This window comes from Corynebacterium sp. HMSC036D02, from assembly GCF_001836165.1.
Classification (GTDB): Bacteria; Actinomycetota; Actinomycetes; order Mycobacteriales; family Mycobacteriaceae; genus Corynebacterium.
This window is the reverse complement of record NZ_KV827661.1, coordinates 16,838-43,671: the sequence shown is the minus strand read 5'-3', so window position 1 is coordinate 43,671 and position 26,834 is coordinate 16,838. Positions and strand designations below refer to the sequence as shown.

General features: G+C 59.7%; 24 protein-coding genes and 1 tRNA gene. 9 read left to right on the top strand and 16 right to left on the bottom strand.

Annotation, left to right across the window (positions count from 1 at the left end):
• Nucleotide 1 precedes the first annotated feature (1 nt).
• Nucleotides 2–892 (bottom strand): mycothiol conjugate amidase Mca, encoded by an 891-nt coding sequence (mca, locus tag HMPREF2743_RS02980; RefSeq protein ID WP_070529140.1) that lies wholly within the window; start codon nt 890–892, stop codon nt 2–4.
• 92 nt (nt 893–984) lie between these two features.
• Here mca and HMPREF2743_RS02975 point away from each other — a divergent pair, with 92 nt between their 5' ends.
• The 3 genes from HMPREF2743_RS02975 (at nt 985) to HMPREF2743_RS02965 (ending at nt 2,419) form a co-directional block, all read left to right on the top strand.
• The gene (locus tag HMPREF2743_RS02975) at nt 985–1,476 is read left to right on the top strand and encodes a DUF4307 domain-containing protein (protein ID WP_070529142.1); all 492 of its coding nucleotides are present in this window, start codon (nt 985–987) and stop codon (nt 1,474–1,476) included.
• Between the two features lie 117 nt (nt 1,477–1,593).
• Nucleotides 1,594–2,115, top strand: a complete 522-nt coding sequence (gene greA / locus HMPREF2743_RS02970; protein ID WP_010187368.1) for a transcription elongation factor GreA — start codon at nt 1,594–1,596, stop codon at nt 2,113–2,115.
• Between the two features lie 49 nt (nt 2,116–2,164).
• Entirely contained in the window at nt 2,165–2,419 is a 255-nt protein-coding gene (locus HMPREF2743_RS02965; RefSeq protein ID WP_070529145.1) for a hypothetical protein, read from the top strand.
• A 91-nt stretch (nt 2,420–2,510) separates the two neighbouring features.
• On the opposite strand, the gene HMPREF2743_RS02960 is transcribed toward HMPREF2743_RS02965, so the two are convergent.
• The 9 genes from HMPREF2743_RS02960 to HMPREF2743_RS02920 form a co-directional block, all read right to left on the bottom strand.
• Nucleotides 2,511–3,950 carry a hypothetical protein gene (locus HMPREF2743_RS02960; protein WP_246818777.1) on the bottom strand — a complete coding sequence of 480 codons (1,440 nt, stop codon included), beginning with the start codon at nt 3,948–3,950 and terminating at the stop codon, nt 2,511–2,513.
• Nucleotides 3,951–4,357: 407 nt separating this feature from the next.
• The gene (locus HMPREF2743_RS12335) at nt 4,358–5,029 is read right to left on the bottom strand and encodes a DUF3558 family protein (RefSeq protein WP_083316545.1); all 672 of its coding nucleotides are present in this window, start codon (nt 5,027–5,029) and stop codon (nt 4,358–4,360) included.
• 839 nt (nt 5,030–5,868) lie between these two features.
• Entirely contained in the window at nt 5,869–6,669 is an 801-nt protein-coding gene (locus HMPREF2743_RS02950; protein ID WP_070529157.1) for a Bax inhibitor-1/YccA family protein, read from the bottom strand.
• Between the two features lie 225 nt (nt 6,670–6,894).
• A tRNA-Leu gene (locus HMPREF2743_RS02945) sits at nt 6,895–6,971 on the bottom strand.
• Between the two features lie 78 nt (nt 6,972–7,049).
• The gene (locus HMPREF2743_RS02940; protein WP_070818142.1) at nt 7,050–8,012 is read right to left on the bottom strand and encodes a Ppx/GppA phosphatase family protein; all 963 of its coding nucleotides are present in this window, start codon (nt 8,010–8,012) and stop codon (nt 7,050–7,052) included.
• Nucleotides 8,013–8,028: 16 nt separating this feature from the next.
• Nucleotides 8,029–8,577 carry a DUF501 domain-containing protein gene (locus tag HMPREF2743_RS02935; RefSeq protein WP_070818141.1) on the bottom strand — a complete coding sequence of 183 codons (549 nt, stop codon included), beginning with the start codon at nt 8,575–8,577 and terminating at the stop codon, nt 8,029–8,031.
• Nucleotides 8,578–8,611: 34 nt separating this feature from the next.
• Nucleotides 8,612–9,115: a septum formation initiator family protein gene (locus HMPREF2743_RS02930; RefSeq protein ID WP_070529164.1), complete on the bottom strand. Its 504-nt coding sequence runs from the start codon at nt 9,113–9,115 to the stop codon at nt 8,612–8,614.
• Nucleotides 9,116–9,351: 236 nt separating this feature from the next.
• Nucleotides 9,352–10,629: a phosphopyruvate hydratase gene (eno, locus tag HMPREF2743_RS02925; protein WP_070529165.1), complete on the bottom strand. Its 1,278-nt coding sequence runs from the start codon at nt 10,627–10,629 to the stop codon at nt 9,352–9,354.
• Between the two features lie 142 nt (nt 10,630–10,771).
• The gene (locus HMPREF2743_RS02920) at nt 10,772–11,563 is read right to left on the bottom strand and encodes a lysozyme family protein (protein ID WP_070745705.1); all 792 of its coding nucleotides are present in this window, start codon (nt 11,561–11,563) and stop codon (nt 10,772–10,774) included.
• Nucleotides 11,564–11,800: 237 nt separating this feature from the next.
• Here HMPREF2743_RS02920 and HMPREF2743_RS02915 point away from each other — a divergent pair, with 237 nt between their 5' ends.
• A complete protein-coding gene (locus tag HMPREF2743_RS02915; RefSeq protein ID WP_070745707.1) occupies nt 11,801–12,223 on the top strand; it encodes a hypothetical protein in 423 nt (140 codons plus the stop codon).
• On the opposite strand, the gene HMPREF2743_RS02910 is transcribed toward HMPREF2743_RS02915, so the two are convergent.
• Nucleotides 12,220–12,837, bottom strand: coding sequence for a MazG nucleotide pyrophosphohydrolase domain-containing protein (locus HMPREF2743_RS02910; protein WP_070745709.1), 618 nt, complete (start codon nt 12,835–12,837; stop codon nt 12,220–12,222). The genes HMPREF2743_RS02915 and HMPREF2743_RS02910 overlap by 4 nt on opposite strands.
• Before the next feature lie 81 nt (nt 12,838–12,918).
• Between HMPREF2743_RS02910 and HMPREF2743_RS02905 the strand changes: the two genes are divergently transcribed.
• On the top strand, nt 12,919–14,406 hold the full coding sequence (locus HMPREF2743_RS02905; RefSeq protein WP_070745712.1) for an amino acid permease: 1,488 nt from the start codon (nt 12,919–12,921) through the stop codon (nt 14,404–14,406).
• Here HMPREF2743_RS02905 and HMPREF2743_RS02900 read toward each other — a convergent pair.
• The 5 genes from HMPREF2743_RS02900 to HMPREF2743_RS02875 all read right to left on the bottom strand — a co-directional run bounded on the left by HMPREF2743_RS02900 (nt 14,403) and on the right by HMPREF2743_RS02875 (nt 22,078).
• Nucleotides 14,403–14,885, bottom strand: a complete 483-nt coding sequence (locus HMPREF2743_RS02900) for a hypothetical protein (protein WP_070529180.1) — start codon at nt 14,883–14,885, stop codon at nt 14,403–14,405. The two genes, HMPREF2743_RS02905 and HMPREF2743_RS02900, sit on opposite strands and share 4 nt — an antisense overlap.
• A complete protein-coding gene (gene mfd, locus HMPREF2743_RS02895) occupies nt 14,885–18,523 on the bottom strand; it encodes a transcription-repair coupling factor (RefSeq protein ID WP_070818152.1) in 3,639 nt (1,212 codons plus the stop codon). The genes HMPREF2743_RS02900 and mfd overlap by 1 nt, the downstream gene beginning before the upstream one ends.
• Before the next feature lie 12 nt (nt 18,524–18,535).
• Nucleotides 18,536–19,144, bottom strand: coding sequence for a TetR/AcrR family transcriptional regulator (locus HMPREF2743_RS02890; protein WP_070818140.1), 609 nt, complete (start codon nt 19,142–19,144; stop codon nt 18,536–18,538).
• Nucleotides 19,145–19,393: 249 nt separating this feature from the next.
• A complete protein-coding gene (locus HMPREF2743_RS02880; protein ID WP_246824452.1) occupies nt 19,394–20,134 on the bottom strand; it encodes a trimeric intracellular cation channel family protein in 741 nt (246 codons plus the stop codon).
• A 309-nt stretch (nt 20,135–20,443) separates the two neighbouring features.
• Entirely contained in the window at nt 20,444–22,078 is a 1,635-nt protein-coding gene (locus HMPREF2743_RS02875; protein WP_070818151.1) for a multicopper oxidase family protein, read from the bottom strand.
• A 70-nt stretch (nt 22,079–22,148) separates the two neighbouring features.
• On the opposite strand from HMPREF2743_RS02875, the gene HMPREF2743_RS02870 reads away from it, so the two are divergent.
• From HMPREF2743_RS02870 to HMPREF2743_RS02855, 4 genes are all read left to right on the top strand, one after another.
• Nucleotides 22,149–23,408 carry an MFS transporter gene (locus HMPREF2743_RS02870; protein ID WP_046646916.1) on the top strand — a complete coding sequence of 420 codons (1,260 nt, stop codon included), beginning with the start codon at nt 22,149–22,151 and terminating at the stop codon, nt 23,406–23,408.
• A gap of 64 nt (nt 23,409–23,472) precedes the next feature.
• Nucleotides 23,473–24,936, top strand: a complete 1,464-nt coding sequence (gene glmU, locus HMPREF2743_RS02865) for a bifunctional UDP-N-acetylglucosamine diphosphorylase/glucosamine-1-phosphate N-acetyltransferase GlmU (protein WP_070818138.1) — start codon at nt 23,473–23,475, stop codon at nt 24,934–24,936.
• A gap of 24 nt (nt 24,937–24,960) precedes the next feature.
• The gene (locus HMPREF2743_RS02860) at nt 24,961–25,935 is read left to right on the top strand and encodes a ribose-phosphate diphosphokinase (RefSeq protein ID WP_070529220.1); all 975 of its coding nucleotides are present in this window, start codon (nt 24,961–24,963) and stop codon (nt 25,933–25,935) included.
• A 209-nt stretch (nt 25,936–26,144) separates the two neighbouring features.
• Nucleotides 26,145–26,789 carry a 50S ribosomal protein L25/general stress protein Ctc gene (locus tag HMPREF2743_RS02855; protein WP_070818137.1) on the top strand — a complete coding sequence of 215 codons (645 nt, stop codon included), beginning with the start codon at nt 26,145–26,147 and terminating at the stop codon, nt 26,787–26,789.
• Nucleotides 26,790–26,834 lie beyond the last annotated feature (45 nt).

The window sequence follows — 26,834 nt, the reverse complement described above, 5'->3', positions numbered from 1 at the left end:
TTTAAGACTCCCCTACTTCCGGGATTCCCGCAAATAAATCATCCTCCGGCAGCGCCGTCGAAACGCGGGTCTTAGCCAACTCAAATTCCTCCGTGGGCCAATGCTCCTGTTGCACGGACACCGGCGTCGCAAGAAAGGCACCGGCCGGATCAATTTGGGTGGCGTGAGCGCGGAGAGCGTCCTCACGGTTTTGGAAGTAGTCCGCGCACTCTACCTGCGTGGTCACTCGCGCCATGATGTCACCGAAGGCGGTATCCCACCGCGCGAGCATTGGCTCATACGGGCTCACCTTTCCCTCTTCCACAAGGAGGTCGTGGAAAATCTTCATCCTTTGATACACAAAGCCGTGCGTGTAATAAAGCTTCAGCGGCTCCCACGGCTCCCCCAATTCTGGGTGGTACGCGGCATCGCCCGCTTTTTCCCACGCCAACATAGACGCCCGGTAGACCATGAGATGATCCGGGTGCGGGTAGCCGCCGTTCTCGTCATAAGTAATGATGACGTGAGGGCGGAACTCACGGATAATCTCCACCAGCTCTTGGGCTACCTCATCATCTTCCTTGAGAGCAAAGCAGCCCTCAGGAAGCAGGTCCTTAATATTAGGTGCGAGTGGGTTTCCGGGAAGGCCCGAGTCCACGTGCCCAAGCCAGCGGTGTTGCACGCCCAAAGCCGCGGCCGCTTCCGCCATTTCCTCTCGACGAATACTGCCCATGTTCTCAAGGACACCAGGGCGGTCCATGGCTGGGTTGATAATATCCCCACGCTCACCACCGGTGCAGGTGACGACGAGGACCTCCGCCCCTTCCGCAGCATACTTCGCGGTTGTCGCCGCACCCTTCGAGGATTCGTCGTCAGGGTGCGCGTGAATAGCCAAAAGGCGCTTCGTACTCACTGGGTGCTACATCTCCCTACATTGCTTCTTTAAACAGACGCCCAGTCTAGTGGATACTAACTTCGCGGCGACCGTTGGATAGAATCAAACTCATGTCTGACGCCCAACCTGCTTCTCGCTCCTCACGTTCACAGTCTCGCTACGGCTCCACGAACAGCTCTCCGCTCAAGGGAGGCTCGTGGACCAACCGGGCACTGGTATTGGCGTTTTTGGGGATGCTCGTCGCGGCCATCATCTTTGGCGTCCAGTACTTCCGCGGCCAGCAGAAGGTCAACGCAGATATATCCTATGTCACCCACGAGATTCTCTCCGATGACTCCATGCGCATTTGGGTAGACATCACGCGCAACCGCGTTGAAGAACCTGCTTATTGCATCGTGCAGGCTTTTGACTACTCCAAAGCGGAGGTCGGCCGCCGCGAATTTGCTGTGCCGGCCGGCGGCGAGTCTGCCCAGCGCGTCGCAGTGGACATCCCCACCAATCACCCGGCTGTCGCCGGTGGCGTCTACGGCTGTTCTGGAAATATTCCTTCTTATCTCGATACCAACACTATGGATACAGCGGGTGAGGCAACCGACAACTAAAAGCCCAGCTGTGCTAGTATGTTGAGCGTTCTGAATGGGCTGCGCCACCTGCACTTTTACGCCCGTTCTTTGAGAAATAAAAGTGATCATTAGAAACCGTATACGGAAGGTTGCACTATGGCTGAGCAGCAGAAGCAATACATCACCCCGGAAACCAAGGCCAAGCTCGAGGCCGAGCTGCAGGCCCTGATCGACCACCGCCCGGTCGTCGCCGCGGAAATTAATGAGCGCCGCGAGGAGGGTGACCTTAAGGAGAACGCGGGTTACGACGCCGCCCGCGAGATGCAGGACCAGGAAGAGGCCCGCATCAAGCAGATCTCCGAGGTTCTGGCTAACTCCACCACCGAGCGCACCGCCGTCCAGGAGGGCGTTGCCCACATCGGTTCGGTTGTCCACGTTTACTACAACGGTGACGAGGAGGACCGCGAGACCTTCCTCATTGGTACCCGTGCTGCTGCTTCCGACAATAAGGATCTCGAAACCTACTCTGAGCAGTCCCCGCTGGGCGCTGCCCTTCTGGGCGCCGCCGAAGGCGAGACCCGCGAGTACACCGCGCCGAACGGCAAGACCTTGTCGGTGACCGTAGTCTCCGCTGCGCCTTATGATTCCGCAAAGGCCGCAACTCCGCGCAAGTCCTAATTTATACTGCTCTTAGGTCACCGTTTTTCTGAGAAAGAGTTTTATCCCCATGAAGAAGTTCACTCGTTTCGCCGCCGCTGGTTTGGTTTTCTCCGCTGGCCTCACCCTCGCTGCCTGCCACCCTCCGAACCAACAGGATTCCACTGAGAAGGTAGACACCGGCGCCACCTTCACTGGTGAGGCCCCCGGCTCTGGTGCCGCCGCATCCTCCGAAGCAGCGGCTGAGACCGAGGTTGCTGAGACTGGAGTTGCTGGCACCGAGGTTGCTCCGGCCGGATACACCACTGCCCCGGTTCAGCAGTAGGCTCTGCGGAAACTTGAAGCGAAAGCGGCAACCCGAATATTCGGGTGCCGCTTTCAGCGTTTTGAGGGCAATCACCCTCAACCACATACCCCTAGTTTTCTTCGCGGGCCCAATCCCCAATGACTCCCGGCAGCACCGCAGGCGCTTCGCCGAGCAGGTCACGGCGGTTGGGGTCGCGCTCCACCTGCGTCGTGACGGATTTGATCCGACGCTCACCATCGCTCCCGCGTGCCATTCCGCCCATCAGGGGCATCATGCGCATCCCTGCACCACGGGCATTGCTAACACCCGACTTCGCGCCGTGCGCTCCGCCGGCAGCGCCCACGACACCACCGGCGCTGCCACCGGCACCAGCGCCACCAGGACCGGCCACGCCGCCCATGCCACCCACACCAACCGCACCACTGCCTGCACTACCGCCTAGGAGGCCACTGCCGCTTAGCGACGCCCGCCCCTCCCTCTGCTGACCAGCCCCTGTTACGGCCCCTGGAAGGCCACCGAGTACCGGATGCGTTCCGGTCTGCGGCCCGCCGAAGGAAGAATTCAAGCCGCCCAAGCCCGCTGCAGATGTGGTTGGATTCGCTGATGCCTCCGGCAAACGACCATTGAGTCCCGCAATTCCTCCGGGAAGCTGGTTGCCACGTCCATCAGCGAGACCGACTGATCCCAATCCGTTGAGACCACCTGCCGCATAGGGCGCACCGCCCGGGGCAGTCGTGGCTCCTGTCATCGTGCCGTGAACCGGGTTAAGAGCCCCGACTCCCGCACTAGCGGCCGACGTGTTTACCCCGGCTGCATCGATGGGCGCCAGCGCCTCACCAAAGCCAAGGTCGCTAAGAATATCGCGCCCACGGTTCTGCAATTCTCCATGAAACTTCGCGATGTCCTCAGCGCCCATCCCGACGCCACCAAGCCCTTGGATCTGGCCGTTTGCGACGTCAAAAGACCCAGGCCCCACAGCGCCACTCTGTATTGCTTCAGCAATCTTTTGGGGCCAGGCAACCCCATCTGTGTTGTACCGGTTTCCGTCGCCCGCGACGGCCCCAAAATGAGTGCTTGTATCCCCACCGCCACTGGGTGGTGCCGCATCCATGAGTGCATGCTGATACGGCATAGCCGAAATCACTTGCTGCTGCAGAACACCCTGCATATAGGTCAATGCTGCTTTTTCAGCGGCTGCGCGTGCAACAGGATCTGGAATCGCGGCCACCTCGAATGCCAGGGCAATGGCTTCGGGTTGAACGTTCACTAGCTGCGCTTGGAAGCCAAATAGCTTCTGCTGCATAACATTTGCATTAGCGATGAAGTGTGTTCCTGCCTGCGCGACCTCACGAATCTTGTGGGCCGCACGAGTAGTAGCTTCGCTGTCATTCTCCGATTCCAAGGATGCGGCTGAGTGCTCAAGTCCAGCGACGATATCGGCGACTTCCCCACTCAGTGCTCCCCACCGTGCGTTGGCTTCCGAAACGTCCCAGAAGCGAGTGCTGAACAAATTCGATGCCAGGCCCATAATGGATGCGCCGGGATCCACGATTGGAACAGTAAACCCAAACGGACTGTAGCCCGGGTCTGGTTGTGACACTATCGGCATCGACGACGCCCCGCCTCCCCCGCCAGCATCAGCGACATCCAGCCCCCGGCTGGTGAGTTCGTCTTGCGATTCGAAGCTTGCTAATTCAGTTTGAAGTGCCTCCCCGAGCCAAGATACCTGTCCCCTAAACCCCTCCAAAGAATTACGCGCCGACCCCGGATCCGTAGCCAGCACGCGCTGGTGAATTGCACCAACTTCACTTAGGCCGGTAACCGTGGAGAAGCCTCCATCTAGAGGACTATGCACGCCACTTGAAGCATGCCGAAGTCTCTTTCCCAGTTCCGATATGCGAGATACTTCTAATGCCAATGCGTTCTGATTGATGATCATTTCCCGAGCCCCTTTATTCAAACCAGTTCCAATAGTAGTTTTCTTGACTGTTCACATTTTTCCGCCATAGAAACCCCTGATGTCAGTTCCGTCCATGCAACCGAAACGACACCACGAGTGGTTTCAACATAAGAAGTGCAAGTAGTGCCCTTCATGAATGTGTCCTCTACGGTGTAGATTTCTTCCCCCGCTTTATCCATCGGCAAAAAAGGCGTGGGATATAGTGCGCGAATGCTCTCCATTTCCTCATGCTGAGCCCCAAGAGCTATGGCAGCTTCTCTGCCGTTGCCTAGGTCTTTGGAGAAGAAACAACTTCTGTACCCTGTCTCTCTTTCCGGTTCCGAAGTCATTTGCAGCCTCAGGTCAGATAGAGATTCATCGGGTATCTCAGTACATGGATCAAACACTTGAAATCCAGGCGCCGTACGATCAAATTCACCAAATGGCGGCAGAACCCCACCTCCCGCACGAGGCTCGTCGCGTGAAGCCTGAGCCTCTCGCGACCTCGTGGCGGTGGCATCAGCGACCCCCGAGTCCCCTGAGCCACCGCCGGTGCTATCGCCAGGAAAATTGTGAAAGTCCCCCGGATTATCACCATGGTCGCGAGCACCTAGACCTAGCGGAGATGCGCAGTTTGACAGCACCCCGATACAAACCGCCACCAGCACTAGGCCCCCGATTCGCTTCATGGTTTCCCTTCAACCAACTTTCCTGACTGTCAGAAGCCCCTCACTGAAGCTGATAGCTTCGAGCGGCTTCTGCGACCAGAATGCACGAGAACTATCAAGATGTCGCGTCAGACCCAAATAAGCTTCACGCAATATTTCCAGACAGGTCAATTATTAGACGCCATTAATAGCACTTTTATAAATAATCGCTGGTCGTAGCCTGCAAGAAACTTGGATGCCGGCAGGGAGCTACATGTGACCGAGCTGCCGATTATAACCAAATGGGGGTCCCCTAATTACAACACTGTTAACTTCCGGGTGTCGTTTTCCAGTAGAAAAGCAGAAAGCCAACCACCTCACATGATCCCACTCGACAACACCTCAAGCTCCACTTAAAAGCCCAGCTAGTTCAGCCGACCTGCAAGAGAATGACAACGGCATAGCAACGCATTACTGCGGCTTAGCAGCAGTCACATCAATACCGAAGGACTAGCAGTGACCCACTCGTCCCCCCGACTTCCGGCTTTCAACCTTCCATAAATCGAACATTTTGCCCATAACCATCAAGAGAACCTTTGGCTTCACAAGCATAACTAAGTGTGTGCTCATCCACGTCGTGCGGGGAAGATGACTATCTCACCGACCGGAATTGATACACAATCACGCGTGGGACTCCAGGAACATTCGTGCTAACTACTGGCTAGCTCCGACGGTTTAGCCCTGAGGTGACAGAAGTACGCTCCGCCTATAGCCTGCGCTGTGTCCAATAGGAGGTTCTCCGCTCACAAAAGAAACCGACGGCCGACATCACCAAAGTTTGTGATGTCGGCCGCCGGTTCGCAACAGCGCTATGAGACCAATTAGTCCCTGAAGTAGCTCAGCAGACGAAGAATCTCGGTGTAGAGCCAGACCAAGGTCACAGCCAGACCAAGAGCGATACCCCAGGCGTACTGAGCCGGAGCGCCCTGACGGATAAGTCGATCAGCTTGGTCGAAGTCCGTCATGAAGGACAGCGAGGCCAAGACGATGCAGACAAGGGAGAAGATGATGGCGAGCATGCCGCCGTCACGCAGCGGATTGAAACCGAAGAAAATAGCACCCAGCATGTTACCCAGCGCCAACACTGCCACACCAGCAATAAGGCCAAACATGATCTTGTTGAACTTCGGGGTGACCTTGACCGCACCGGTCTTGTAGACCATCAGCATGCCGATAAACACACCTACAGTGCCCATGATGGCCTGCCCAATGAGCGCCATGCCATCGGAGTTACCGAAGGAAACGCCGGCGAACATGAGCGAGAATCCGCCCACGAAAAGGCCCTCAAACACGGCGTAGATCAACGTCACCGCAGCAGAGCCAAACTTCTTTCCAAACGTTGAGACGAGGACAGTAATAAAACCGCCTAGCGCACCAACCAGGGTCAGGATCATCGCAATGCCCGGGTTAACCAACTCGCCGATGGCAAAGTTGAGCACAGCCATAACAATAATGACGCCAAGAGTAATACCAGTCTTGGTCACGACATCATCAACCGTCAGCGGACGATCGGCGCTACGGCTTCCCTGGTTGAACGGATTGTCGCTCTGACCGTAGGGGTTGACCTGGGTCTGGCTTTGGCTGGACGAGAGGGAACTCATGACGGGGTTGCTAGAACGCACGCGAATCCCGATTCCTTTCACAGTCGTTCTCTAAAATGCGGCCACTCGGGGCCGCCTTGTCTTTCACTTCACTAGGATCAACGCTCCCCATTGCTAGGAAGTTCCCAAAAATCTCAAAATTCGCAAAATTATCCCCGTTTAATAGGGACTCGTCGTCAAGCAGTGCCCCTCACCCGCAACGACTGGTTGATTAAACCAGCGTTTCCGCTGGTCATGGCACCCCAGTGGTGCCCCCAGTGGGACTCGAACCCACACTGAATCGATTTTAAGTCGACTGCCTCTGCCGATTGGGCTATGGGGGCCAAACCGTGCCCACTTATCTTAGGGCACGGATAGTCATGAGCTGAAAATAGGGTCGGCTTCTGCGCAACCTCCAGGCCTTAGCCCGCTAGTTTTGCTGCAAGGCCAGTAATGATGCCATCGAGGATGTCCTTCTCACTGATGAAGAAGGAACGCGCCTCACTATTGCGTTCAATCATCGTCATGATGCCCTCGACTGCCACGCATCCACCGCCGATGACATCCGCGCGTCCCGGGTGGATAACGGGATTGAGAGCGCGAACATCCGAAGGCAGACCGATCATCTGTCGGGTGAGCACCCGTAGAGCGTCGAAACGCAGCTCGGAGCCATGAATGGAATCGGCATCGTAGCGTTCCATCCCTTGGGCCAGTGCCGACAGAGTCGTAAACGTACCGGCGCAGCCAACGAAGGTCAGGGCTTTATCGATAGGAACGATCTTCTCAACTTCAGCCATGCGCTCAGCCACGTAATCCGTAGCGATCTCAATTTCCGCTTCGGTGGGCGGGTCATTGCGCATGATGCGCTCAGTAAGGCGCACACAGCCCATTTGTGCCGAGTGGGAGCCGAGAATCTCACCATCGATGGTGCCAACGACAAACTCCGTCGAACCACCGCCCAAATCGATAACGCAGTACGGGCCTTCCTCAGAATGCAGGTCCCCCACCGCGCCAGTAAAGGACAGCAGTGCTTCCTCTTCGCCGGAGATAACCTCCGCGCGAGCACCAGGCTGGACTTGACCGAGCAGTTCCTCAGTCATGTCAAAGAACTCGCGGTGATTCTTTGCATCGCGGGTGGCTGAGGTGGCCACCATGCGCACGCGCTCGACCTTCTCAAACTTCATCTGCTTGACATAGTTTTCGAGCGCCGCGCGGGTCCGCGCAAGGGCCTCTGGTTCAAACTCGCCGGCGGCGTCGACGCCCTGTCCGAGACGAACAATCTCCATGGTGCGGGAGATATCGCGGATCTTTCCATCTTCCTGAATCTCACTAATAAGCAGGCGGATGGAGTTGGTTCCGCAGTCGACAGCAGCGACGCGAGTCATAAGGCTAGCCTTTCTCTTAACCGGCGTTAGAAAAATCGAACTGGGCCATATCAATGCCCAAGTCCCCCACGGTGGGCCAATCCTCTGGGATGGCGCTTCCTCGAAGTTTACCGTGTTCTGCGGCCATCGCTACGGCTTCGGTGCCGAACCGTACGCGGCCTGGCCCCTCCGCCAGAGCATAAGCGATAAGAACGTGAAGGCACTTCACGCGCTCAGGCATGCCACCACCGGAAAAGTCAGTACCTAGGTCTTCCATGGCGTTGCGGGTTGCCAGGTAGTGTTCATGCGCGGCTTGGTAATCCTTCTGCAGGTCCTCATCCTCTGCCAGGCGCTGCTCCATCCATTTCATGACATGGGCAACCTCAAGGCGCGATGCTTCGGCGGTCAAGCGCGGGTCGGTGAGGTAATAAAGAGTGGGAAACGGGGTGCCGTCGGGAAGCTTAGGCGCGGTCTTAATCACCGCCGGGGCTCCGTCCGGAGTGCGGTAAGCAATGTCCACGACGCCGCGCGGGTTGCGGCCCAACTGTTCGCGGACGACTTCAAGGTCAGCATCGGTCACGGTCATAGGAACCATTGTGACATGGAGATATGGATGAGTCCTATTCAGCAGGTGTTTCCGGTAGGTTTTCGGCTTCTTCCGATACCGAATCCCACAAAACCGTGTACCACTCGCGGTCATCGGCTTCTTCACGACGCTCTGAGGTCACCGTGTCACCAGAGTCCATGCGCGGATCCATGATGCGAAAGGCCATCTCGCCTTCATCCATGACACCGAAGCGGCGACGTGCCTCTTGCTTGACGTACTCCTCCGAGTTGTATTTATCAATCTCGGTGAGGAGATCATCCTTGTGGGCCTGCTTGGCAGCAATAGAGCTTTCTAGGCGAGCAATTTCTGATTGGCCGTGGTAATAGTTGCGCAGCGGAACAGCAATGGATAGCAAAACTACGAGAACAACGGCAATAATCACGCCGACGCCCAGAATGTCCAGGCCCTTAGGCTGGACCGGGGTCTTCTTCCGCTTGGTGCGCTGCGCGTCGCGGGCACGCGTGTGTACCGGAACGGTGTTCCGGCGCTTCGTGCGGGGAGAAATAGTGCGTGCCATCGGGAAGCCATTGTATCCCGGACCGGCCCCAGTGCCGTGCGGCGCGCGTCGTGTCTCAGAAATAACACCTGTCACAGAAGTTCAGAGTCCGTTCCGGCACGTGCGCTGCGTCAGGTTGACCTCTACGGCTGCCCTCCCAACGCAAAAGGTGCCACAGCTTCCTGTGACACCTTCTGGATTAACACTAGCTCAGCGAGCAGTCCGAGAAGACTGCCACTAGAAGCTAGCGGGCGAACTTAACCCTGGAAGCGCGGGAATGCGGAGCGGCCGGCGTAAACAGCGGCATCGCCCAGCTCCTGCTCAATACGCAGCAGCTGATTGTACTTGGCCACGCGCTCAGAGCGGGCCGGAGCACCGGTCTTGATCTGGCCACAATTCAGGGCGACTGCGAGGTCAGCAATGGTGGTGTCCTCGGTCTCACCGGAGCGGTGGGACATCATGGTGCGGTAACCGTTGCGGTGAGCCAGCTCGACGGCGTCAAAGGTCTCGGTCAGGGTACCAATCTGGTTGACCTTGACCAGCAGAGCGTTGGCAGCCTTCTTGTCGATGCCCTCCTGGAGGCGGGCCGGGTTGGTGACGAAGAAGTCATCGCCGACGATCTGAACCTTGTCACCGATAGCCGCGGTGAGCTTGGTGTAGCCCTCCCAATCATCCTCCTGCAGCGGGTCCTCAATGGACACGATCGGGTACTTAGCAACGAGCTCCTCGTAGACCTTGGCCATCTCCTCAGCAGTGTGCTCGCCGCCCTCGAAGTGGTACTTGCCGTCCTTGAAGAACTCGGAGGAAGCAACGTCGAGCGCCAGAGCGACGTCCTTGCCCGGCTCGAAGCCTGCCTTCTTGATGGCCTCAATGATGAGATCCAGAGCAGCCTTGGTGGACTCAGCCTCCGGAGCGAAGCCGCCCTCGTCACCGAGGCCGGTGGACAGGCCCTTGGACTTAATAACGGACTTCAGTGCGTGGTAGACCTCTGCGCCGATACGCAGCGCCTCGGAGAAGGACTCCGCACCGATCGGCGCAATCATGAACTCTTGAACGTCAACGCCAGAGTCAGCGTGGGCACCACCGTTAACAATGTTCATCATCGGAACGGGCAGGACATGAGCGTTCGGGCCACCGACGTAACGGTAGAGCGGCAGGCCAGCGGACTCGGCAGCGGCCTTAGCGGCTGCGATGGAAACGCCCAGGATGGCGTTGGCGCCAAGGCGGGACTTGTTCTCAGTGCCGTCCAGCTTGATCAGGGCCTGGTCAATGAGGCGCTGGTCATCGGCCTCGAAGCCGGCAAGTTCATCAGCGATCTCTTCGTTGACGTTCTCAACGGCCTTAAGAACGCCCTTGCCCAAGTAGCGGTCACCACCGTCGCGCAACTCGTGAGCCTCGTGAACACCGGTGGAAGCGCCAGACGGAACGCCGGCGACACCGCGTGCGCCATCGTCGAGGAAGACTTCAGCCTCAACGGTGGGGTTGCCGCGGGAATCAAGAATTTCGCGTGCCATTACGTGGATGATGTCAGCCATGCTGCTTTCACTCCTATAGAGCCAAATTGATCTTGGTTTGTGTTCTGGGAGGTGCTCCCAAACCACCTGCAGCCAATTGTTCCAGAAAACTTCGGAACGTGTCGGGCTTAAACGGACAACGTGACAAAGATCTAGGAAGGGACTAGGACGTCGCAGGCTGTTCAATGGCGTAGGAGTTCGCCGCTGCCGCCACTTTACGCAGGTAGTCCTCTGATTGGTTGTAGTTGAGAACGGCTGAGCGCCAGCCTTCCGGCGTGGAAAGGTCCCTATCTCCAAAACACAACAATGCGGCGGCACCTAGCGCAGCATCGTCGATCTGGTTGGGATCAGCCACACCATCGCCACTGGCATCCCGACCTAAATGCTCCCAAGAAGAAGCGATAAACTGCATCGGCCCGACGGCGCGATCAAACTCGGTATCGCCGTCAATCACGCCTCCGTCACTATCCGGAACCATGGTGGTGTTATTCGTACCATCGAGAGGTATACCCACGATGGGTGGGTCGGGGTAGCCGTTCTCATCGAGTGAAGAACGGTGAAAGAGATTGCCGTTATAGGTCCCGTGACGGCTTTCAACCCAGCCGATCCCCGCAAGGGTATTCCAGCGCAAATTACAGTTCGGCCAGGACTCCCGCGCAATCAACTCCGCATTGCCATAGGCCCGCAAGGCCTGATCGGGGATGCTGGTGGCATCAGCAAGCTGGTCGGACCACCACGTCAATTTATCCGCCGTGCGCCCCGGACCTTCGACATCAATATTGGGCACTTCTGCCCCACCCACGGGAGGTAGATCCTCTGGGACGGGGGAAAGCTGCCGGAACGGGGATGGCCTATCTAGGAAGGAAAGGCTCCAGGCCACCAGGGAAATGATCAGAATGATAGCCAAGACAATGCCAAGGCCACAGCCCCCGATCCTCCTAAGCCCCTGCGTCATAAAGGTGAATACTACAGCCCGTTGCAGGAAGGGGGTCGAGCGACACAGAGGGCGCAACGAGGCGACTGCATAGACCAATCCTAGGAAGGTGCGAAGCAGAAGTTATGTCACAATGTTCCCATGCGTAACATTCTGCGCTACACTCCAGCCTTGAACAGAGAGCCGAGGCCCCGCTGGTGCTCCACGTTCTACCACCGTCCGTTCCAGAAACGTGCTTTCCCTTATTTAAGGAGTTCCATGCCCATCCGTCGTATCCTCGCCACTACTTCTACCGTCGTCGCCCTAGGTGCCATCGCACCCGCCACCGCCTCTGCCGCTTCCCTCACTGAACTGGGCGGCTTCCTTTCCCAGGGCATCCAGTCGGCTGACTGCAACACCCTGCGCAGCACCCTCACGCTTATCGATCGCAGCACCGAAGGCGAGCTCCTAACTCCGGACAGCACCCGCAACCAGCTTTCGAAGAACCTCACTGCACTGGGCAACTCCAAGGAGCTCGGCCCGCTGGCTTTCGCCGCTGTGAAGTACGCCGGCCAGACCGCTGACCGCGCCCTCGAGTGCAAGATTGTCAAGGAAGACACCATCGCCACCGGCGGCACGGGTCTATCCTCCAAGATCGCTGACTATGCTCCCCTGCTGTCCTCCATGATCCAGAAGGGCTAGTCCTTCTTTTCTCGGGCCTTACCTTCGGCCCACAGGCGCTCCTGCTCCTCTACCCCCACGATGTCCTCTGAGCCATCAAAAAGGTAGGGCGCGCGGGAGCGCATTTTGTTGACGAAAGACATCGCAACATCATCAAGGTTGAAGGCTCCACGGCGTGCCGCGATTTCGGCGTGGAAGAGGATCTGCAGGAAGACATCGCCCAATTCCTTCAGCAGCTCAGCATCTGAAGCGTGCTCCCGCACAGCCTCGGCAAACTCCGCGGACTCTTCCTCCAAATACGGCAGCAGAGTCTCGTGGGTTTGATCGCGCTCCCACTCCCCAATGCGCCGAGCACGCGTCATCACCTCGCGAGCCTGCCACATCGGCTCCTCCAAGGAGGGGGCAAGGATGAGCTCCGCGTGGGCGTCGATAAGCGCACGCACCTGCGGATGGGAAGGATCTGTGCTCACCACAACACCGTGGCCTGCAGGATCCTCACCGCACAATAACTGATCAAAGTCCCAGCGAACGTTCACAGGTACTTCATCAGTGAAAACAACAGGTCCCTGCAGCTTTCCAACGGCCTCCATGGGTATTAGGGTGGGCCAGCGCGGATCTAACAACAGGACAGTCATAAGCAACGAGTATAGGTCCCAGCCTCCATGAACTTTCGCTGCAGTTGCACAAAAGCCCGCCTAAAGGGGTATTTTTAACCAATGACCACTTCCAATCTCACCGAATCGCCGCGCACGCACTCCGTGACGCTGTGGACGCTCGTCGCGCTCATCATCGGTTCCACGGTGGGCGCCGGAATCTTCTCTCTACCGCAGAACATCGCCTCCGTGGCCGGCCCCGGCGCCATGCTCATCGGCTGGCTCATTGCTGGCGTGGGCATGCTCTCTGTCGCCTTCGTTTTCCAGATCCTGGCTCACCGCAAGCCACACCTCGACTCCGGCGTGTACTCCTATGTCCGTGCCGGCTTGGGTGATTTCATCGGCTTTACCTCTGGTTGGGGCTACTGGCTCGGCTCCGTGATGGCGCAGGTGGGCTACGCCACCCTGTTTTTCAACACCATCGGCCACTACGTCCCTTTCTTTGACGCCGACCACCGCTGGGTTTCCGCCATTGCGGTGTCGTTGCTGTCCTGGGGTATTTTTGCCGTGCTTGCCCGCGGTATTAAGCAAGCAGCCATCATGAACATGGTGACGTCCGTCGCCAAGATTGTGCCCATCCTGGCCTTCATCGTCATCCTCGCTTTCGTAGGCTTTAGCTGGGATAAGTTCACCCTGGATATCTGGGGCAAGGCTTCCGACAAGTCCCTCTTCGAACAGGTCCAGGGCATCATGCTCTTTACCGTGTGGGTCTTCATCGGCGTGGAGGGCGCATCCGTGTATTCGAAGCAGGCGCGCACCCGTTCCGACGTCGGTCGCGCCACCGTCATCGGCTTCATCAGCGTTTTGGCACTGCTGGTCTCCGTGTCCACGCTGAGCTTCGGCGTACTCACACAGGAAGAGCTTGCAGCACTGCCGGATAACTCGATGGCCTCCGTGCTCACCGCCGCCGTGGGTGAATGGGGTGGCGCGCTCATCTCCCTCGGCCTGTGCCTTTCCGTGCTCGGCGCCTACGTGTCCTGGCAGATGCTGTGCGCGGAGCCGATCGTCATGATGGCCGTCGATGGTCTTCTCCCCCGCAAGATCGGCACCGTGAACATCGCCGGCGCGCCGTGGGTAGCGCAGCTGATTTCCACGCTGACGATTCAGCTCTTCGTCATCGTCTTTTTCCTCAACGAGACCTCTTACAACGCCATGGTGCAGCTGGCCACCATCATGTACCTGCTGCCCTACATCTTCTCCTCGCTGTACCTGGTTCTTTTGGCCGTGCGCGGCAAGGGACTAACGCACCCGCATGCCGGGGTGCGTTTCGACATCTCGGGCCCAGAGGTGAGCCGTCGCGAGAACCGGCGCCATCTCTTCATCGGGCTCGTCGCCTTCATTTATTCCCTCTGGCTCATTTACGCCGCCGACCCAGTCTACGTGCTGCTTGGCGCACTGGCCGTGGTCCCCAGCATGATTCCTTACGTGGCCACCCGCCTGTACAAGAAGGAACGCGTGTTCAACACTTTTGAGTGGTTCGTGGTTGCTCTGGTGATTATCGGCGCGGTGGCCGCGGTGTGGGGCTTGGGCACCGGCCGGTTGGTGCTCTAGAAGGCCTCGGGCGCCGAGCGGTGCGATAACACCGCATACGCGATGCAGCTCACTAGCCACAGCACATGACCAATGGCGCTGACGACGAGGAAGATGCCACCAGTAATAGAGGCCGCTTCCTCGTTGCCAAACCACCACGTCGGCACGGTGGCTGGTCCGATGTCCCCAAAGTCCGGCAGGTTGGCGTTGCCCACGATAAAGCCGATGAACGCTAGGGCCATCGATGCCCATGCCCACTCCAAGCGGCTTGCGTAATCACTGCGGATGAACAGCGGGAGCAACCCGAGAAACACCCAAAAGCCAACCAGGAAGATCCCAAACATCACCAAAATGAAGGTGAGCCAGCCACCGTTCTCACCGCTGAACTTGATAACCAGGGAGACGGGGATACTGAACAACGCCGCGAACATCCACACCACCATCATGATGATTCGGGGATTAGCTCTACTAGGCCCAATGTGGTTGTTCGAGGCGTCCATTATTTTTCTCCTACGCTAATGACGTTCTTTTTAGTCTTAGCACCGCTGACGTCGACGCGCTCGAGTTCGAACATCGACGCCAAGAAATCCGCCATCCACTGCAGGAGTTCAATGTCTCGCAGCTTGGGGTCAGTGACATTGCGGCCAGCCTTGGGGAAGTTGAGCTGGATGGCCTTGGCCGCCGCGCGGTAATTCGAGCCCGGGAAGAGGCGCTTGAGGCGTACCTGTTTCGAATCCGCCAATTCCACCGGGTGGACCTTAATGCGCGTGCCCTGCACCGTAATATCGCTGACCCCGGCCCGGCGGGCCTGGTGGCGCAGGCGGGCCACTGCGAGAAGACGCTCCACCGGCTCCGGAACAGGGCCATAGCGGTCCTGCATTTCCTCCACCACGTGTGCCAGATCCGCATTCTCCTTGGAAGCTGCGAGCTTGCGGTAAACCTCCAGGCGGAGGCGTTCGGAGTTGATGTAGGACTCCGGGATATGAGCATCCACCGGCAGGTCGATGCGGATTTCCTTTGGCCCTTCGTCCGTGACCACGGGGGTCTCACCACGCGCGAGCGCCTTGAAGGTCTCCACTGCCTCACCGACAAGACGCACGTAGAGGTCAAAGCCCACACCGGCGATGTGGCCCGATTGCTCAGCACCCAGCACGTTGCCAGCACCGCGCATCTCAAGGTCCTTCATGGCCACGGCCATACCCGCACCCAGATCGTTGTTCTGGGCGATGGTGGCCAGGCGGTCATAGGAGGTTTCCGTCAGCGTGGCGCCCTTCGGGTACAGGAAGTAGGCATAGCCGCGCTCGCGGGAGCGGCCCACGCGCCCACGCAGCTGGTGCAGCTGGGACAGGCCCATGTGGTGGGCGTTCTCCACGATGAGGGTATTCGCATTAGCAATATCCAGGCCGGTTTCCACGATGGTGGTACACACCAGGACGTCGAATTCGCGGTCCCAGAAACCCTGGACGGTGCGCTCAAGCACGTCCTCGTTCATCTGGCCGTGCGCGACGACAATGCGCGCCTCCGGCACTAGGTCCCGCAGTTCGCGGGCCTTCTTCTCGATGTCAGCGACTTTGTTGTGAATGAAGAAGACCTGGCCGTCGCGCAGCAGCTCACGGCGGATGGCCGCGGCCACTTGCTTATCCTCATACGCACCCACATAGGTCAGGACCGGGTGACGGTCTTCCGGCGGGGTCAGGATGGTGGACATCTCGCGGATGCCCGCCATGGACATCTCCAAGGTGCGCGGAATCGGCGTCGCGGACATGGTGAGCACGTCCACGCTGGCCTTCAGTGCCTTGATGTGCTCCTTGTGCTCCACACCGAAACGCTGCTCCTCATCCACCACGATGAGGCCCAGGTTCTTCCACTGCACGCCAGTCTGCAACAAACGGTGGGTACCGATGACGATGTCCACGGAACCATCCGCCAAACCAGCCAGAATCTCCTTGGATTCCTTGGTCGAGGTAAAGCGCGAAAGCACCTCGATATCCACCGGGAATCCCTGCATGCGTTCGCGGAAAGTATCGGTGTGCTGCTGGGCCAGCAAAGTGGTGGGCACGAGGACCGCGACCTGCTTGCCGTCCTGTACGGCCTTGAAGGCTGCGCGCACCGCAACCTCGGTCTTGCCATAGCCCACATCGCCGACGACCACGCGGTCCATCGGCACCGTGGATTCCATATCCTGTTTGACGGCGTCGATGGCCAGCATTTGGTCCTCGGTCTCGACGAAGGGGAAATTATCCTCCATCTCGGCCTGCCACGGGGTGTCGGGGCCAAACTGGTGACCGGGTGCGGCCTGGCGCTTGGCATAGAGTTCCACCAGCTCACCGGCGATCTCGCGCACCGCGGCGCGAGCCTTCTTCTTGGTGTTCTTCCAGTCCGAGCCGCCCATCTTGGACAGCGTCGGCGCCTCACCGCCGGTGTACTTGCTCAGCAAATCTAGCGAGTCCATGGGCACCCACAGCTGGTCGGCCGGTTGGCCGCGCTTGGACGCCGCATACTCCAGCACGATGTACTCGCGGCGCGAAGTCTCGTCACCGGATTGAACGGTGCGCTCGGCCATCTTGAGGAACTTGCCGATGCCATGAGTCTCATGCACCACGTAGTCACCCTGCTTGAGTGCGAGAGGATCCACGCGGTTACGGCGCTTTGCTGGGCGACGCTTCGCCCCCGCAGTATCGCCCACACGGTTACCCGTCAGGTCAGTTTCCGTGATGACGACCAGCGGCAGCGCTTCAGCGTCCTTGAGCTTGCGTACCTTCGGGAACACCAGACCAGCATGGGACAAGGCCTGGTAAAGAGTGACTTCGCCGGGGCTCGGCTCCCAGCCAGGTGTGGCCACCTTCGTGGGAATCCCCTTTTCCGCGAAGCGCTCCACCATGCGCTTAATCGCGCCCTGTGCAGGGGCAATAAAGGCGGCACGCCCGCCGGCCGTGGTGTGCGCCAGAAGCTGCGCCATCATGGCATCGATCTCTGGAATATCACCGCGCGGGGTAGGTCCGGGCTCAAAGTCCAGCGGCAGAGTCTCCGATTCAGCCGCCGCAAACATCCCCGGCGGCGCAAAAGTCCACAGCGGGGCCTCGATATTCCGGCACGTCGCCTCCAAGGACTCATAGGAGCGATAACTCGACGCCGAGGTATCCAGGCCCTCGGCCGCCAACGGACCATCCGCGCCCATCGCGGCGGCCTCCCAGCCAGCAGCCAAGAACTCCGCATCGGTGGATTCCAGATCCGCAATGCGGGTGCGGATCTTCTCCGGCGCCACAAGCAGCACGTGCGTACCCGGGGCAAGGAGTTCGGGGAGGGTGACGAAGGGCTCGGCGGCAAGCACGGCCAGCACAGCTTCCATACCTTCAGCCGGGATGTGCTCCCCTACCTTGGTCAGAAGCTCTGCCAGCGCTGCGTTGCCCCCAAACTTCTGCGCCAGCTCGCGGGCGCGTGCGGCTACCTCATTGGTGATCGGCAGCTCGCGGGCGGGATAGATAGCGACCTCGCCGACCTCGATCTCCGGGATTGCGCGCTGGTCCGCCACAGAAAACTGACGGATATCCGTAATCTCATCACCCCAAAACTCGACGCGCACCGGGTAATCAGAGGTGGTGGGGAAAACATCGAGAATGCCGCCGCGCGTGGCATACTCACCGCGCTTAGCCACCATATCCACGTGCTTATAAGCGCGAAACTCCAGCTCCGACAGGATATGAGAAAGCTCGTGCTCATCTTCTTCCTTCAGGAAGATGGGCGCGCGACCCTCCACCTTGCTCAGGATGGGCTGGCAGTACCCGCGGGCAGAGGTCACCACGACCTGGGCTTTGCCCGCCCCCACCAGGTCAAGCACACGCGCGCGCTTGCCGACGATATCCGCCGCCGGCGACAGCCTCTCATGCGGAAGCGTCTCCCATGCCGGGAAATAAGCGACCTTATCCCCCAGCATGGCCGTCAGCTCCGCAGTGAGATCCTCCGCCTCACGCCCGGAGGCAGTCACCACCAGCACCGGCGCATGGTGCGCCAGCGTGCCGATGGCCCACGGGCGCGCCTGGTCAATGCCAGTAATGTGCAATGAGGCTTCCCCCACTTGGGAGGCGAGGCCTTTAAGTTTTGGATCTGAGGCGGCTACCTTGAGCAGCCCGCCCAGCATCGGCGTTGCCACCTACTTAGCTCCCTTCAACTTCGGTGCTGCTTCCATGCCGGAAAGACCATTCCAGCACAAGTTGACGATGTGCGCTGCGACGGTCTCCCGCGAGGGCTCGCGCACGTCCAACCACCACTGCGCAGTGGTGGCCACCATGCCGACGAGCGCTTGGCCGTAGAGCACCGACAGCTCGGGGTCGAGACCACGGTGTTCGAAGGCCTCACCGAGGATATGCGCAATCTGATTTACCGCCGTATTCAACAACGTGGAGAAGCTACGCTCCGCCCCTGGCTTGGAGTCACGCACGAGGATTAGGAAACCATCGGTCTCCTCCTCCACATAGGTCAGCAGGGCGACGACCCCCTGCTCGATGCGCTCGCGCCAAGAACCCGTCTGCAGCGATTCCGTCACGACCTTTTCCAAAGCCACGAGCTCGCGGTCAATGACGACGGCATAGAGGCCTTCCTTGCCGCCGAAGTGCTCATAGACCACCGGCTTGGACACACCAGCGCGTGCTGCAATGTCCTCCACGCTGGCGCCATCGAAGCCGCGTTCTGCGAAGGCTGCACGTCCTATGGAGATCAACTGCTCACGGCGCTCACGCCCGGTCATCCTTTGTCGAACCATGTCTTCTACTGTATCTCCCCCACTGGACATGGCCCGCACCAGCTAAAAGTCGGCCGTTAACCACGCGCCCGAAAGTCTCGGGCACCTGTTTAGGTTTGGCCCACACCTGTCATGTAATATGTCCTCCAGCGCTCATAATATGTGCGCAGTTTCCCCATGGTGTAATCGGCAACACTACGGTTTTTGGTACCGTCATTCTAGGTTCGAGTCCTGGTGGGGAAGCAAGCACAAACACCGCCTGGACTGCAATTATTCAGCGCTTGGCGGTGTTTGTTTTCTTTTCTTACGACCGCGCCTAAATCCCCTAATTTCAGCTTTCCGCGCAATCGACGCCACCTGCGCCGCGGTGTAGTTCAAGGGAGCAATACCAGCGCGCGGAAGCCCCCACCCGCGCCAATACGCCATAACCGCTAGGCCAAAGCCCACGAAGGGCGAGATGACCATGCCAAGGGCAAACTTGTCGAAGTGCGCGAAGGATGCCATCACGATTCCTGTAAGCACCGCCGGCACGGCGTAGAGCGGGCTTCCCCCAAAGACCGAGGGAATCTGGCCGGAAGCAACATCGCGCACCATTCCGCCACCCACTGCGGTCAAGACTCCCAAGAATACGCAGGCGATAAACGGCATTCCATGGGTCAGCGCCTTCACACATCCAGTCGTGCACCACACACCCAAGATGACAGCATCCGCGTGCTCGAGGAAGATTTCCCAGGCCTTGCCCTTCAGGTCCGTCAAAAAAGCAATGAGCGCGCCCACACACGCCAGCGTGAGATACAGCGGATCAGAGATAGCCGCTGCCGGACCGCTGGCGATCAGCATGTCACGAATCATGCCGCCCGCCAGCGCTGAAAAGAGCGCCAGAAAGACGAAACCGATAATGTCGAATTCCCTACGGCGTGCAATCGTGCCACCAATGATGCCGTTGAGCACCACACCGATGAGGTCAAAGACCTGGTACAGGGAATGGATGAGCGGGTCGACGTCCTGAATCACAGATACCGACCATAGCGCACTGCTCACATCATGATGGTGAATTTGCTTCAGTTCACACCATCGCTAGCCTCGCGTCGTCCCACAGCGTCTTACTCAAGCGCCTCCAACGGCCAACGCTTCCATAAGTACAGACCTGGAAGTGCAGACACGCAGGTGGGCGTCGTGAAGCGCAACGCACTGCTTGGCGACGCAGGAGGTCTGCACTTTCAGGTCTGCACTTTTGCAGATATCAAGCGCCTCCGCATCGGCACCCCGCTGGCACAGCTCGGCGCTAGCGGGCCGTGCCTACGAGAGCATCGTGAAGGGTTAGCCCTGCGCCTCCGGCGTCGCATAGGGGCTGCGGGAGGAGTCCACCACCTGGCCCGCGTGTGCGGAGTGCGTGGCGGCGGTTTGGTCGAAGACGAGTGCGGCGGGTTTGACGCGCACGTCGGGCTTCTCGCCCTTGTTGACCATGACGTACTGCCCCATCATTCCCTCGTCCTCATGCAGCAGCATGTGGCAGTGGTACATGTACGGAATGGTCTTATCCGGGAAGTGACCGAACTCCACGAGCAGGCGCGCGGTGGCCTTCGGCGGAAGGTTCACAATGTCCTTCCACCCAGAATTGAACACATTCATCTTCTCATCGCCGTCCCACTCCAGAACCTTGAAGCGGGCATTGTGGATGTGGAAGTTGTGCGGCCAATCAGAGTTCTCATTGGTCACGGTCCAGATCTCCGGGGCATCGTGGTCAATGACGGTATCCACCCGGGCCATGTCCATCTGCTCACCGTTGATCATGAAGGTGTTGAGCACGAACTCACGCTCTTCAAGGCCCTCCGTGGACGGGGTCTTCGCCGCGGCGGGGTCAAGCGTTGCAGGCAGAGCCGGTGGCTCCGGTGCGGACTCTTCCGGCCCGGAGATGGTGAGCAGGCCGAAGGAATCTTGGAAGCCGAAGTCGGCCGCATCCTTGTCCTTGGGCACCCCAAAGTTGTCTTTGCGCGGCACCGAGCGCAGCTGCACTTCCTTACCTGGCTCCAAATCCACGATGATTTCGGCGCGCTCGCCGGGGCCGAGGAAGAGGGAATCGACTTCCACGGGGGCGTCGAGAAGCCCCGTGTCCGTGGCGATGACGTGGAAGGGGCCGTTGCTGAGCTCCAGGGTGTAGAAGCGCATGGAGGCGCCGTTGAGCAGGCGCAGGCGGACCCGGCGCGTGGTGGCGTCGAAGCGCGCATTCGTGATGCCGTTGACCAGAGGCGTGGTGCCCAGAAGCCCCAGTGTGTTATCGCTCTTTTCGTCAATCTGACCGTCTTCGGTGAACTTGGCATCCATGATGACTACCGGGATATCATCCACACCGTAGTCCTGCGGCAGGTCCAGCCCATCGGCCACGTCATCGTCGATGAGGAACATGCCCGCCAGCCCGCGGTAGGCATGCGTGGCCGTGGCCATGTGCGGGTGCGGGTGGTACCACAGCGTGGCCGCGGGCTGAATGATCTCCCACTCGGGTTTCCAGGTCTTGCCCACCTCAATCGGCGAGTGCGGGCCGCCATCCGAATAGGCCGGCAGTTTCATGCCATGCCAGTGCACCGTAGTCATCTCGATGAGGTCGTTGGTGATCTCCGCGCGGACTTTCTCACCGCGCCGAGCACGCAGTGTGGGGCCTAAGAAGGCGCCGTTGAAGCCCCACGTCCGCGTGCGGTCGTTGCCGGGGAGGATCTCCGAGTAGCCGTCTTGAGCGGTGAGTTTGAATACGCGTGTGCCGTCGACGACCTCTCCTTCCTCCACGGGCGGGATAGGCAGGGCTCGCGGCTCGCTGTCGTAGCCCAGTGGCTCCGGCTGATTCTTCGACCCCGAGGTGGAGCAGGCGCTCAATCCCATCACGGCGGCACCGGCAAGAGTCAGCACGGAACCTTGGACGAACATACGGCGAGACACTATAGGGCGAGCGGAGATAGACATGCCTCCCAGGATAGAGATCAGGTGAACCTTAAGGCCCGGATAAGGCCGAGCCGGGCTTAAGATCACAGTCATGGCTTCGCGTTCTGCATCTTCCCAAGACTCCTCACCCTCCAACGAGTCCGCCAATGCCCGCCGCTTCGTGTGGTCGAATGGCCTGCAGGGCGTGGGCGATCAATTGCTCTCCGGTAAGACGGTTCTACCCTGGCTGTTTAGCGTAGCCGGGGTCCCAAGTTTCTTCACTGGCCTGCTGGTCCCCTTGCGTGAGTCCGGCTCCATGCTCCCGCAGGCGGCACTCACCCCATGGGTGGTGTCCCATCCAGCACGCAAACGCCTGTGGGTGCTGGGCTCGGTGGGACAGGGTCTGTGCGCAGCGATTATCGCAGCAGCCGCCGTGCTTGTTGACGGCCCCCTTCTCGGCCTCATCATCTGCCTCGCGCTTGCCGCGCTTGCCGTGCTGCGCGCGCTGTGTTCGCTGACCGGAAAGGACGTGCAAGGCCGCACCATCTCCAAGGGCCACCGCGGAGTGGTGACTGGTCGTGCTACACAGCTCGGCGGCGCGGTCACCTTGATTACCGGTGGCATCCTCGCCCTTCTCGGTGAGCTCCCGCGCTGGAGTTTAGCAGTGATGCTCGCTATCGGCGCAGCCACGTGGTTCCTGGCGGCAGCGGTCTTCCGCACAATCGAGGAGCCGGTACCAGAGCACTCCGGGCAGAAGGGCATGAACCGCAGCTGGTGGACAGATACCTGGCAGCTGTATACCCAGGATGCCCGCTTCCGTGGCTTCGTCAACGTCCGTGCCCTGCTGTTGGTGTCTGCCCTGTCCACTTCTTTCATCGTGGTGCTTTCGCAGAGTATCGGCTCGCAGGCACTCAGTGGGCTCGGCGGCTTCGTCCTGGCATCGGGTTTGGCCAGTCTCGTCGGCGGCCGGGTTTCCGGTGTGTTGTCGGATAAGTCCTCCCGCTTGGTTATGTCCTGGGCTGCGGGTGCCGCGGCGATCATCTTGCTGGCCATCGTGGCCTGTGCCGCGTGGGCGCCGACAGCGGTGAGCATGTGGGCCCTTCCCCTCGGCTTCTTCTTGGTCAACCTGGCGCACGCCGCAATTCGCGTGGCGCGCAAGACTTATGTGGTGGACATGGCTGGTGAGGATAAGCGCACCCGCTACGTCGGGGCCGCAAACACCATGATGGGCGTCATCCTCCTCGTCGTCGGCGGCATCTCCGCCGTCATTGCACTCGCGGGCCCCTCGGCAGCCATTCTGTTCTTAGCGTGCATCGGTCTGATTGGCGCATGGCGTGCCCGAGCGCTCCCGGAAGTGTCACACGGGAAGTAGGCAGCACGCGTTATGATGAAACACAGTAAGTCCTGACCCCCAATCACAGGAGAAGCACACACTCGTGGCTGAAGTAACTGACTGCGCCGCCATTGTCCTGGCAGCAGGCGCAGGTACCCGCATGAAATCCTCAACCCAAAAGACGTTGCATGAGATTGGCGGGAGGTCACTTCTCGGCCACGCCCTCCACGCAGCCGCTGGTCTAAACCCGGAGCACCTCGTGGTCGTCGTGGGCCACCAGCGTGATCAGGTCTCCCCTGCTGTCGATGCTATCGCCGAAGAACTGGATTGCGCAGTATCCCAGGCCGTTCAGGAGGAGCAGAACGGTACCGGCCACGCCGTGCAGTGTGGCTTGAGCGCTCTGCCGGACTTTAACGGCACCGTCATCGTGACTAACGGTGACGTTCCACTTCTACGCCCGGAGACTTTGCGCCAGCTGCAGGAGGCTCACACCGGGGAGGGCAACGCTGTGACCGTGCTATCCATGACGCTGGAGGATCCCACCGGTTACGGCCGCGTGCTGCGCGCCGAGGATGGATCCGTCACCGCCATCGTGGAGCAGAAGGACGCCTCCGAGGAGCAGCGCACGGTGCACGAGGTCAACTCCGGTGTCTTTGCATTCGACGGTGCCGTGCTTCGCGACGCCCTGACGAAGCTCAACTCCGATAACGCCCAGGGTGAGCTCTACATCACCGATGTTTTGGAGATTGCCCGCGAGGCTGGACACCGCGTCGGCGCGCACGTCGCTGCCGATCCGGATGAGCTCTCCGGTGTCAACGACCGCGTGCAATTGGCCGCAGCCGGCCGCCTTCTCAACCGCCGCATGGTCGAGGAAGCCATGCGCGGCGGCGCCACCATCGTTGATCCCGATACCACCTGGATCGGCGTCAACGTGACAATTGGCCAGGACGTCACCATTCACCCCAACACCCAGCTGTGGGGTGCCACGACCATCGCCGATGGCGCCGAGGTTGGCCCCGACACCACCCTGACCAACATGCAGGTTGGTGAAGGTGCACATGTGGTGCGCACGCACGGCTTCGACTCCGTCATTGGCAGCAACGCGCAGATTGGCCCGTTTACCTACATCCGCCCCGGCGTCATCGTGGGTGAAGAAGGCAAGCTGGGCGGCTTCGTCGAGGCAAAGAAGGCACAGATCGGCCGCGGCACCAAGGTGCCTCACCTGACGTATATCGGTGATGCCACCGTGGGTGATTACTCCAACATTGGTGCTTCCTCCGTCTTCGTCAACTACGACGGCGTCAACAAGCACCACACCACCATCGGCAGCCACGTGCGCACCGGCTCGGACACCATGTTTATCGCTCCCGTCACCGTCGGTGATGGCGCATACTCTGGTGCGGGTACAGTAATTAAGGACGACGTTCCCGCGGGAGCGCTCGCGGTCTCCGGCGGCAAGCAGCGCAACATCGAAGGTTGGGTGCAAAAGAAGCGTCCGGGCACGCCGGCAGCGGAAGCCGCCGGCAAGGCACAGGACACCGAGGCTGACGACCAGACCACTAACTAACGACAAGTAAAGGGATATCTACTGATGACTGGCAAGGTTACCGGCAGCAGCAAGAACATGATGCTCTTCACCGGGCGTGCTCACCCGGCGTTGGCTGAGGCTGTGGCCAAGGAGCTCAAGACTGATCTGGTTCCGACCACCGCCCGCGATTTCGCCAACGGTGAGATCTTCATTCGCTTCGAGGAGTCCGTCCGTGGTGCCGACTGCTTCGTGATGCAGTCCCACACCCAGCCGCTCAACAAGTGGCTGGTGGAGCAGCTCATCATGATTGATGCGCTCAAGCGCGGCTCCGCCAAGCGCATCACCGCCATCCTGCCCTTCTACCCATACGCACGCCAGGACAAGAAGCACCTCGGCCGCGAGCCTATTTCTGCCCGCCTGGTGGCAGACCTGCTGGCCGCTGCCGGCGCCGACCGCATCGTATCCGTAGATCTGCACACCGACCAGATTCAGGGCTTCTTCGATGGCCCGGTCGACCACATGCACGCCATGCCGATCCTGACGGACTACATCAAGTCCAAGTACCCGATGGACAATTTGGCTGTGGTCTCCCCCGATGCTGGCCGCGTGAAGGTGGCTGAGAAGTGGGCACACGAGCTTGGTGACGCCCCACTCTCCTTCGTCCACAAGACCCGCTCAACCACCGAGGCCAACAAGACGGTGTCCAACCGCGTCGTCGGTGACGTCGAGGGCAAGGACTGCATCCTGCTCGATGACATGATTGATACCGGCGGCACCATCGCAGGCGCAGTCCGAGTGCTCAAGGAAGCCGGCGCCAAGTCCGTGGTTATTGCGTGTACCCACGGTGTCTTCTCCGACCCAGCCCGCGAGCGCCTGTCCGAATGCGGTGCTGTCGAGGTCATCACCACCGATACCCTGCCGCAGTCCACCGAGGGCTGGGACAACCTCACGGTCCTGTCCATCGCCCCGCTGCTGGCTCGCACCATCCACGAGATTTTCGAGAACGGTTCTGTGACCACGCTATTTGAGACTCACTAGATTTGATTCTGCGACAACGCTGCTGCTAAAATTTTGTGCGTCTCGGCGAGGGAGAAATCCGTTATCGACGCGATAGCACAAGTTAAGCAGTGAATCTTGTATTAAGCCTGCGATGACTCGTCCAAGACGTCCATCGGCAGGCTTTTGTCGTATCTACATGGTCCTACAACAGCCCTTGCCGCACAACGATACTTTAAGGAGATTTACTTATGGCTTCTGAGCGCCCCGTATTGAAGGCTGAAGTCCGTTCCGAGTTCGGCAAGGGCTTCGCTCGCCGTCTGCGCGCTGCAGGCAAGATCCCGGGCGTCGTCTACGGCCACGCCGTCGACGTCCTGCACTTCGCCGTTGACCGCCTGGAGATGACCGCACTGGTCCGTAACCACGGCGTCAACGCCGTGTTCGAGCTGGAGCTCGAGGGCGAGCAGCACCTGGTCATGGTCAAGCACATTGACCAGAACGTCCTGACCTTCAACATCGACCACATCGACCTGCTCTCCATTAAGCGCGGCGAGAAGGTTGAGGTCGAGGTTCCGGTTGTCCTCGAGGGCGAGCCGGCTCCGGGCCTCATGTCCATCCAGGATGCCGACGTCCTCCTCGTCGAGGCAGACGTGCTCAACATTCCGGAAGAGATCGTCGTGTCCATCGAGGGCCTCGAGGACGGCACCGTGGTCACCGCCGGCGAGGTTTCCCTGCCGGAGGGCACCACCCTTGCTGCCGAGGAAGACACCGTCATCGTCTCCATCTCCGAGCCGGAGGTTGATGAGGACGTCGAGGCTGCCGCTGAGGCTGCTGAGGAAGGTGGCGCTGAGGCTGGCGCCGAGTCTGCTTCCGAGGAGAAGAAGGACGAGGAGTAAACTTCCCCTCACCTATCTAACGAACCGCGCCTGCCCCCAGCTTTC

Coding starts and splice junctions, on each gene's coding strand:
- HMPREF2743_RS02855 (WP_070818137.1), top strand. CDS start 26,145: ATGGCTTCTGAGCGCCCCGTATTGAAGGCTGAAGTCCGTTCCGAGTTC.
- HMPREF2743_RS02930 (WP_070529164.1), bottom strand. CDS start 9,115: ATGGCACGCACTATTTCTCCCCGCACGAAGCGCCGGAACACCGTTCCG.
- HMPREF2743_RS02975 (WP_070529142.1), top strand. CDS start 985: ATGTCTGACGCCCAACCTGCTTCTCGCTCCTCACGTTCACAGTCTCGC.
- HMPREF2743_RS02965 (WP_070529145.1), top strand. CDS start 2,165: ATGAAGAAGTTCACTCGTTTCGCCGCCGCTGGTTTGGTTTTCTCCGCT.
- HMPREF2743_RS02920 (WP_070745705.1), bottom strand. CDS start 11,563: ATGACGCAGGGGCTTAGGAGGATCGGGGGCTGTGGCCTTGGCATTGTC.
- HMPREF2743_RS12335 (WP_083316545.1), bottom strand. CDS start 5,029: ATGAAGCGAATCGGGGGCCTAGTGCTGGTGGCGGTTTGTATCGGGGTG.
- HMPREF2743_RS02860 (WP_070529220.1), top strand. CDS start 24,961: ATGACTGGCAAGGTTACCGGCAGCAGCAAGAACATGATGCTCTTCACC.
- mfd (WP_070818152.1), bottom strand. CDS start 18,523: ATGCTGGGCGGGCTGCTCAAGGTAGCCGCCTCAGATCCAAAACTTAAA.
- HMPREF2743_RS02890 (WP_070818140.1), bottom strand. CDS start 19,144: ATGGTTCGACAAAGGATGACCGGGCGTGAGCGCCGTGAGCAGTTGATC.
- HMPREF2743_RS02905 (WP_070745712.1), top strand. CDS start 12,919: ATGACCACTTCCAATCTCACCGAATCGCCGCGCACGCACTCCGTGACG.
- HMPREF2743_RS02915 (WP_070745707.1), top strand. CDS start 11,801: ATGCCCATCCGTCGTATCCTCGCCACTACTTCTACCGTCGTCGCCCTA.
- HMPREF2743_RS02940 (WP_070818142.1), bottom strand. CDS start 8,012: ATGACTCGCGTCGCTGCTGTCGACTGCGGAACCAACTCCATCCGCCTG.
- greA (WP_010187368.1), top strand. CDS start 1,594: ATGGCTGAGCAGCAGAAGCAATACATCACCCCGGAAACCAAGGCCAAG.
- HMPREF2743_RS02900 (WP_070529180.1), bottom strand. CDS start 14,885: ATGGACGCCTCGAACAACCACATTGGGCCTAGTAGAGCTAATCCCCGA.
- HMPREF2743_RS02875 (WP_070818151.1), bottom strand. CDS start 22,078: ATGTCTATCTCCGCTCGCCCTATAGTGTCTCGCCGTATGTTCGTCCAA.
- eno (WP_070529165.1), bottom strand. CDS start 10,629: ATGGCTGACATCATCCACGTAATGGCACGCGAAATTCTTGATTCCCGC.
- HMPREF2743_RS02935 (WP_070818141.1), bottom strand. CDS start 8,577: ATGACCGTGACCGATGCTGACCTTGAAGTCGTCCGCGAACAGTTGGGC.
- HMPREF2743_RS02870 (WP_046646916.1), top strand. CDS start 22,149: ATGGCTTCGCGTTCTGCATCTTCCCAAGACTCCTCACCCTCCAACGAG.
- HMPREF2743_RS02910 (WP_070745709.1), bottom strand. CDS start 12,837: ATGACTGTCCTGTTGTTAGATCCGCGCTGGCCCACCCTAATACCCATG.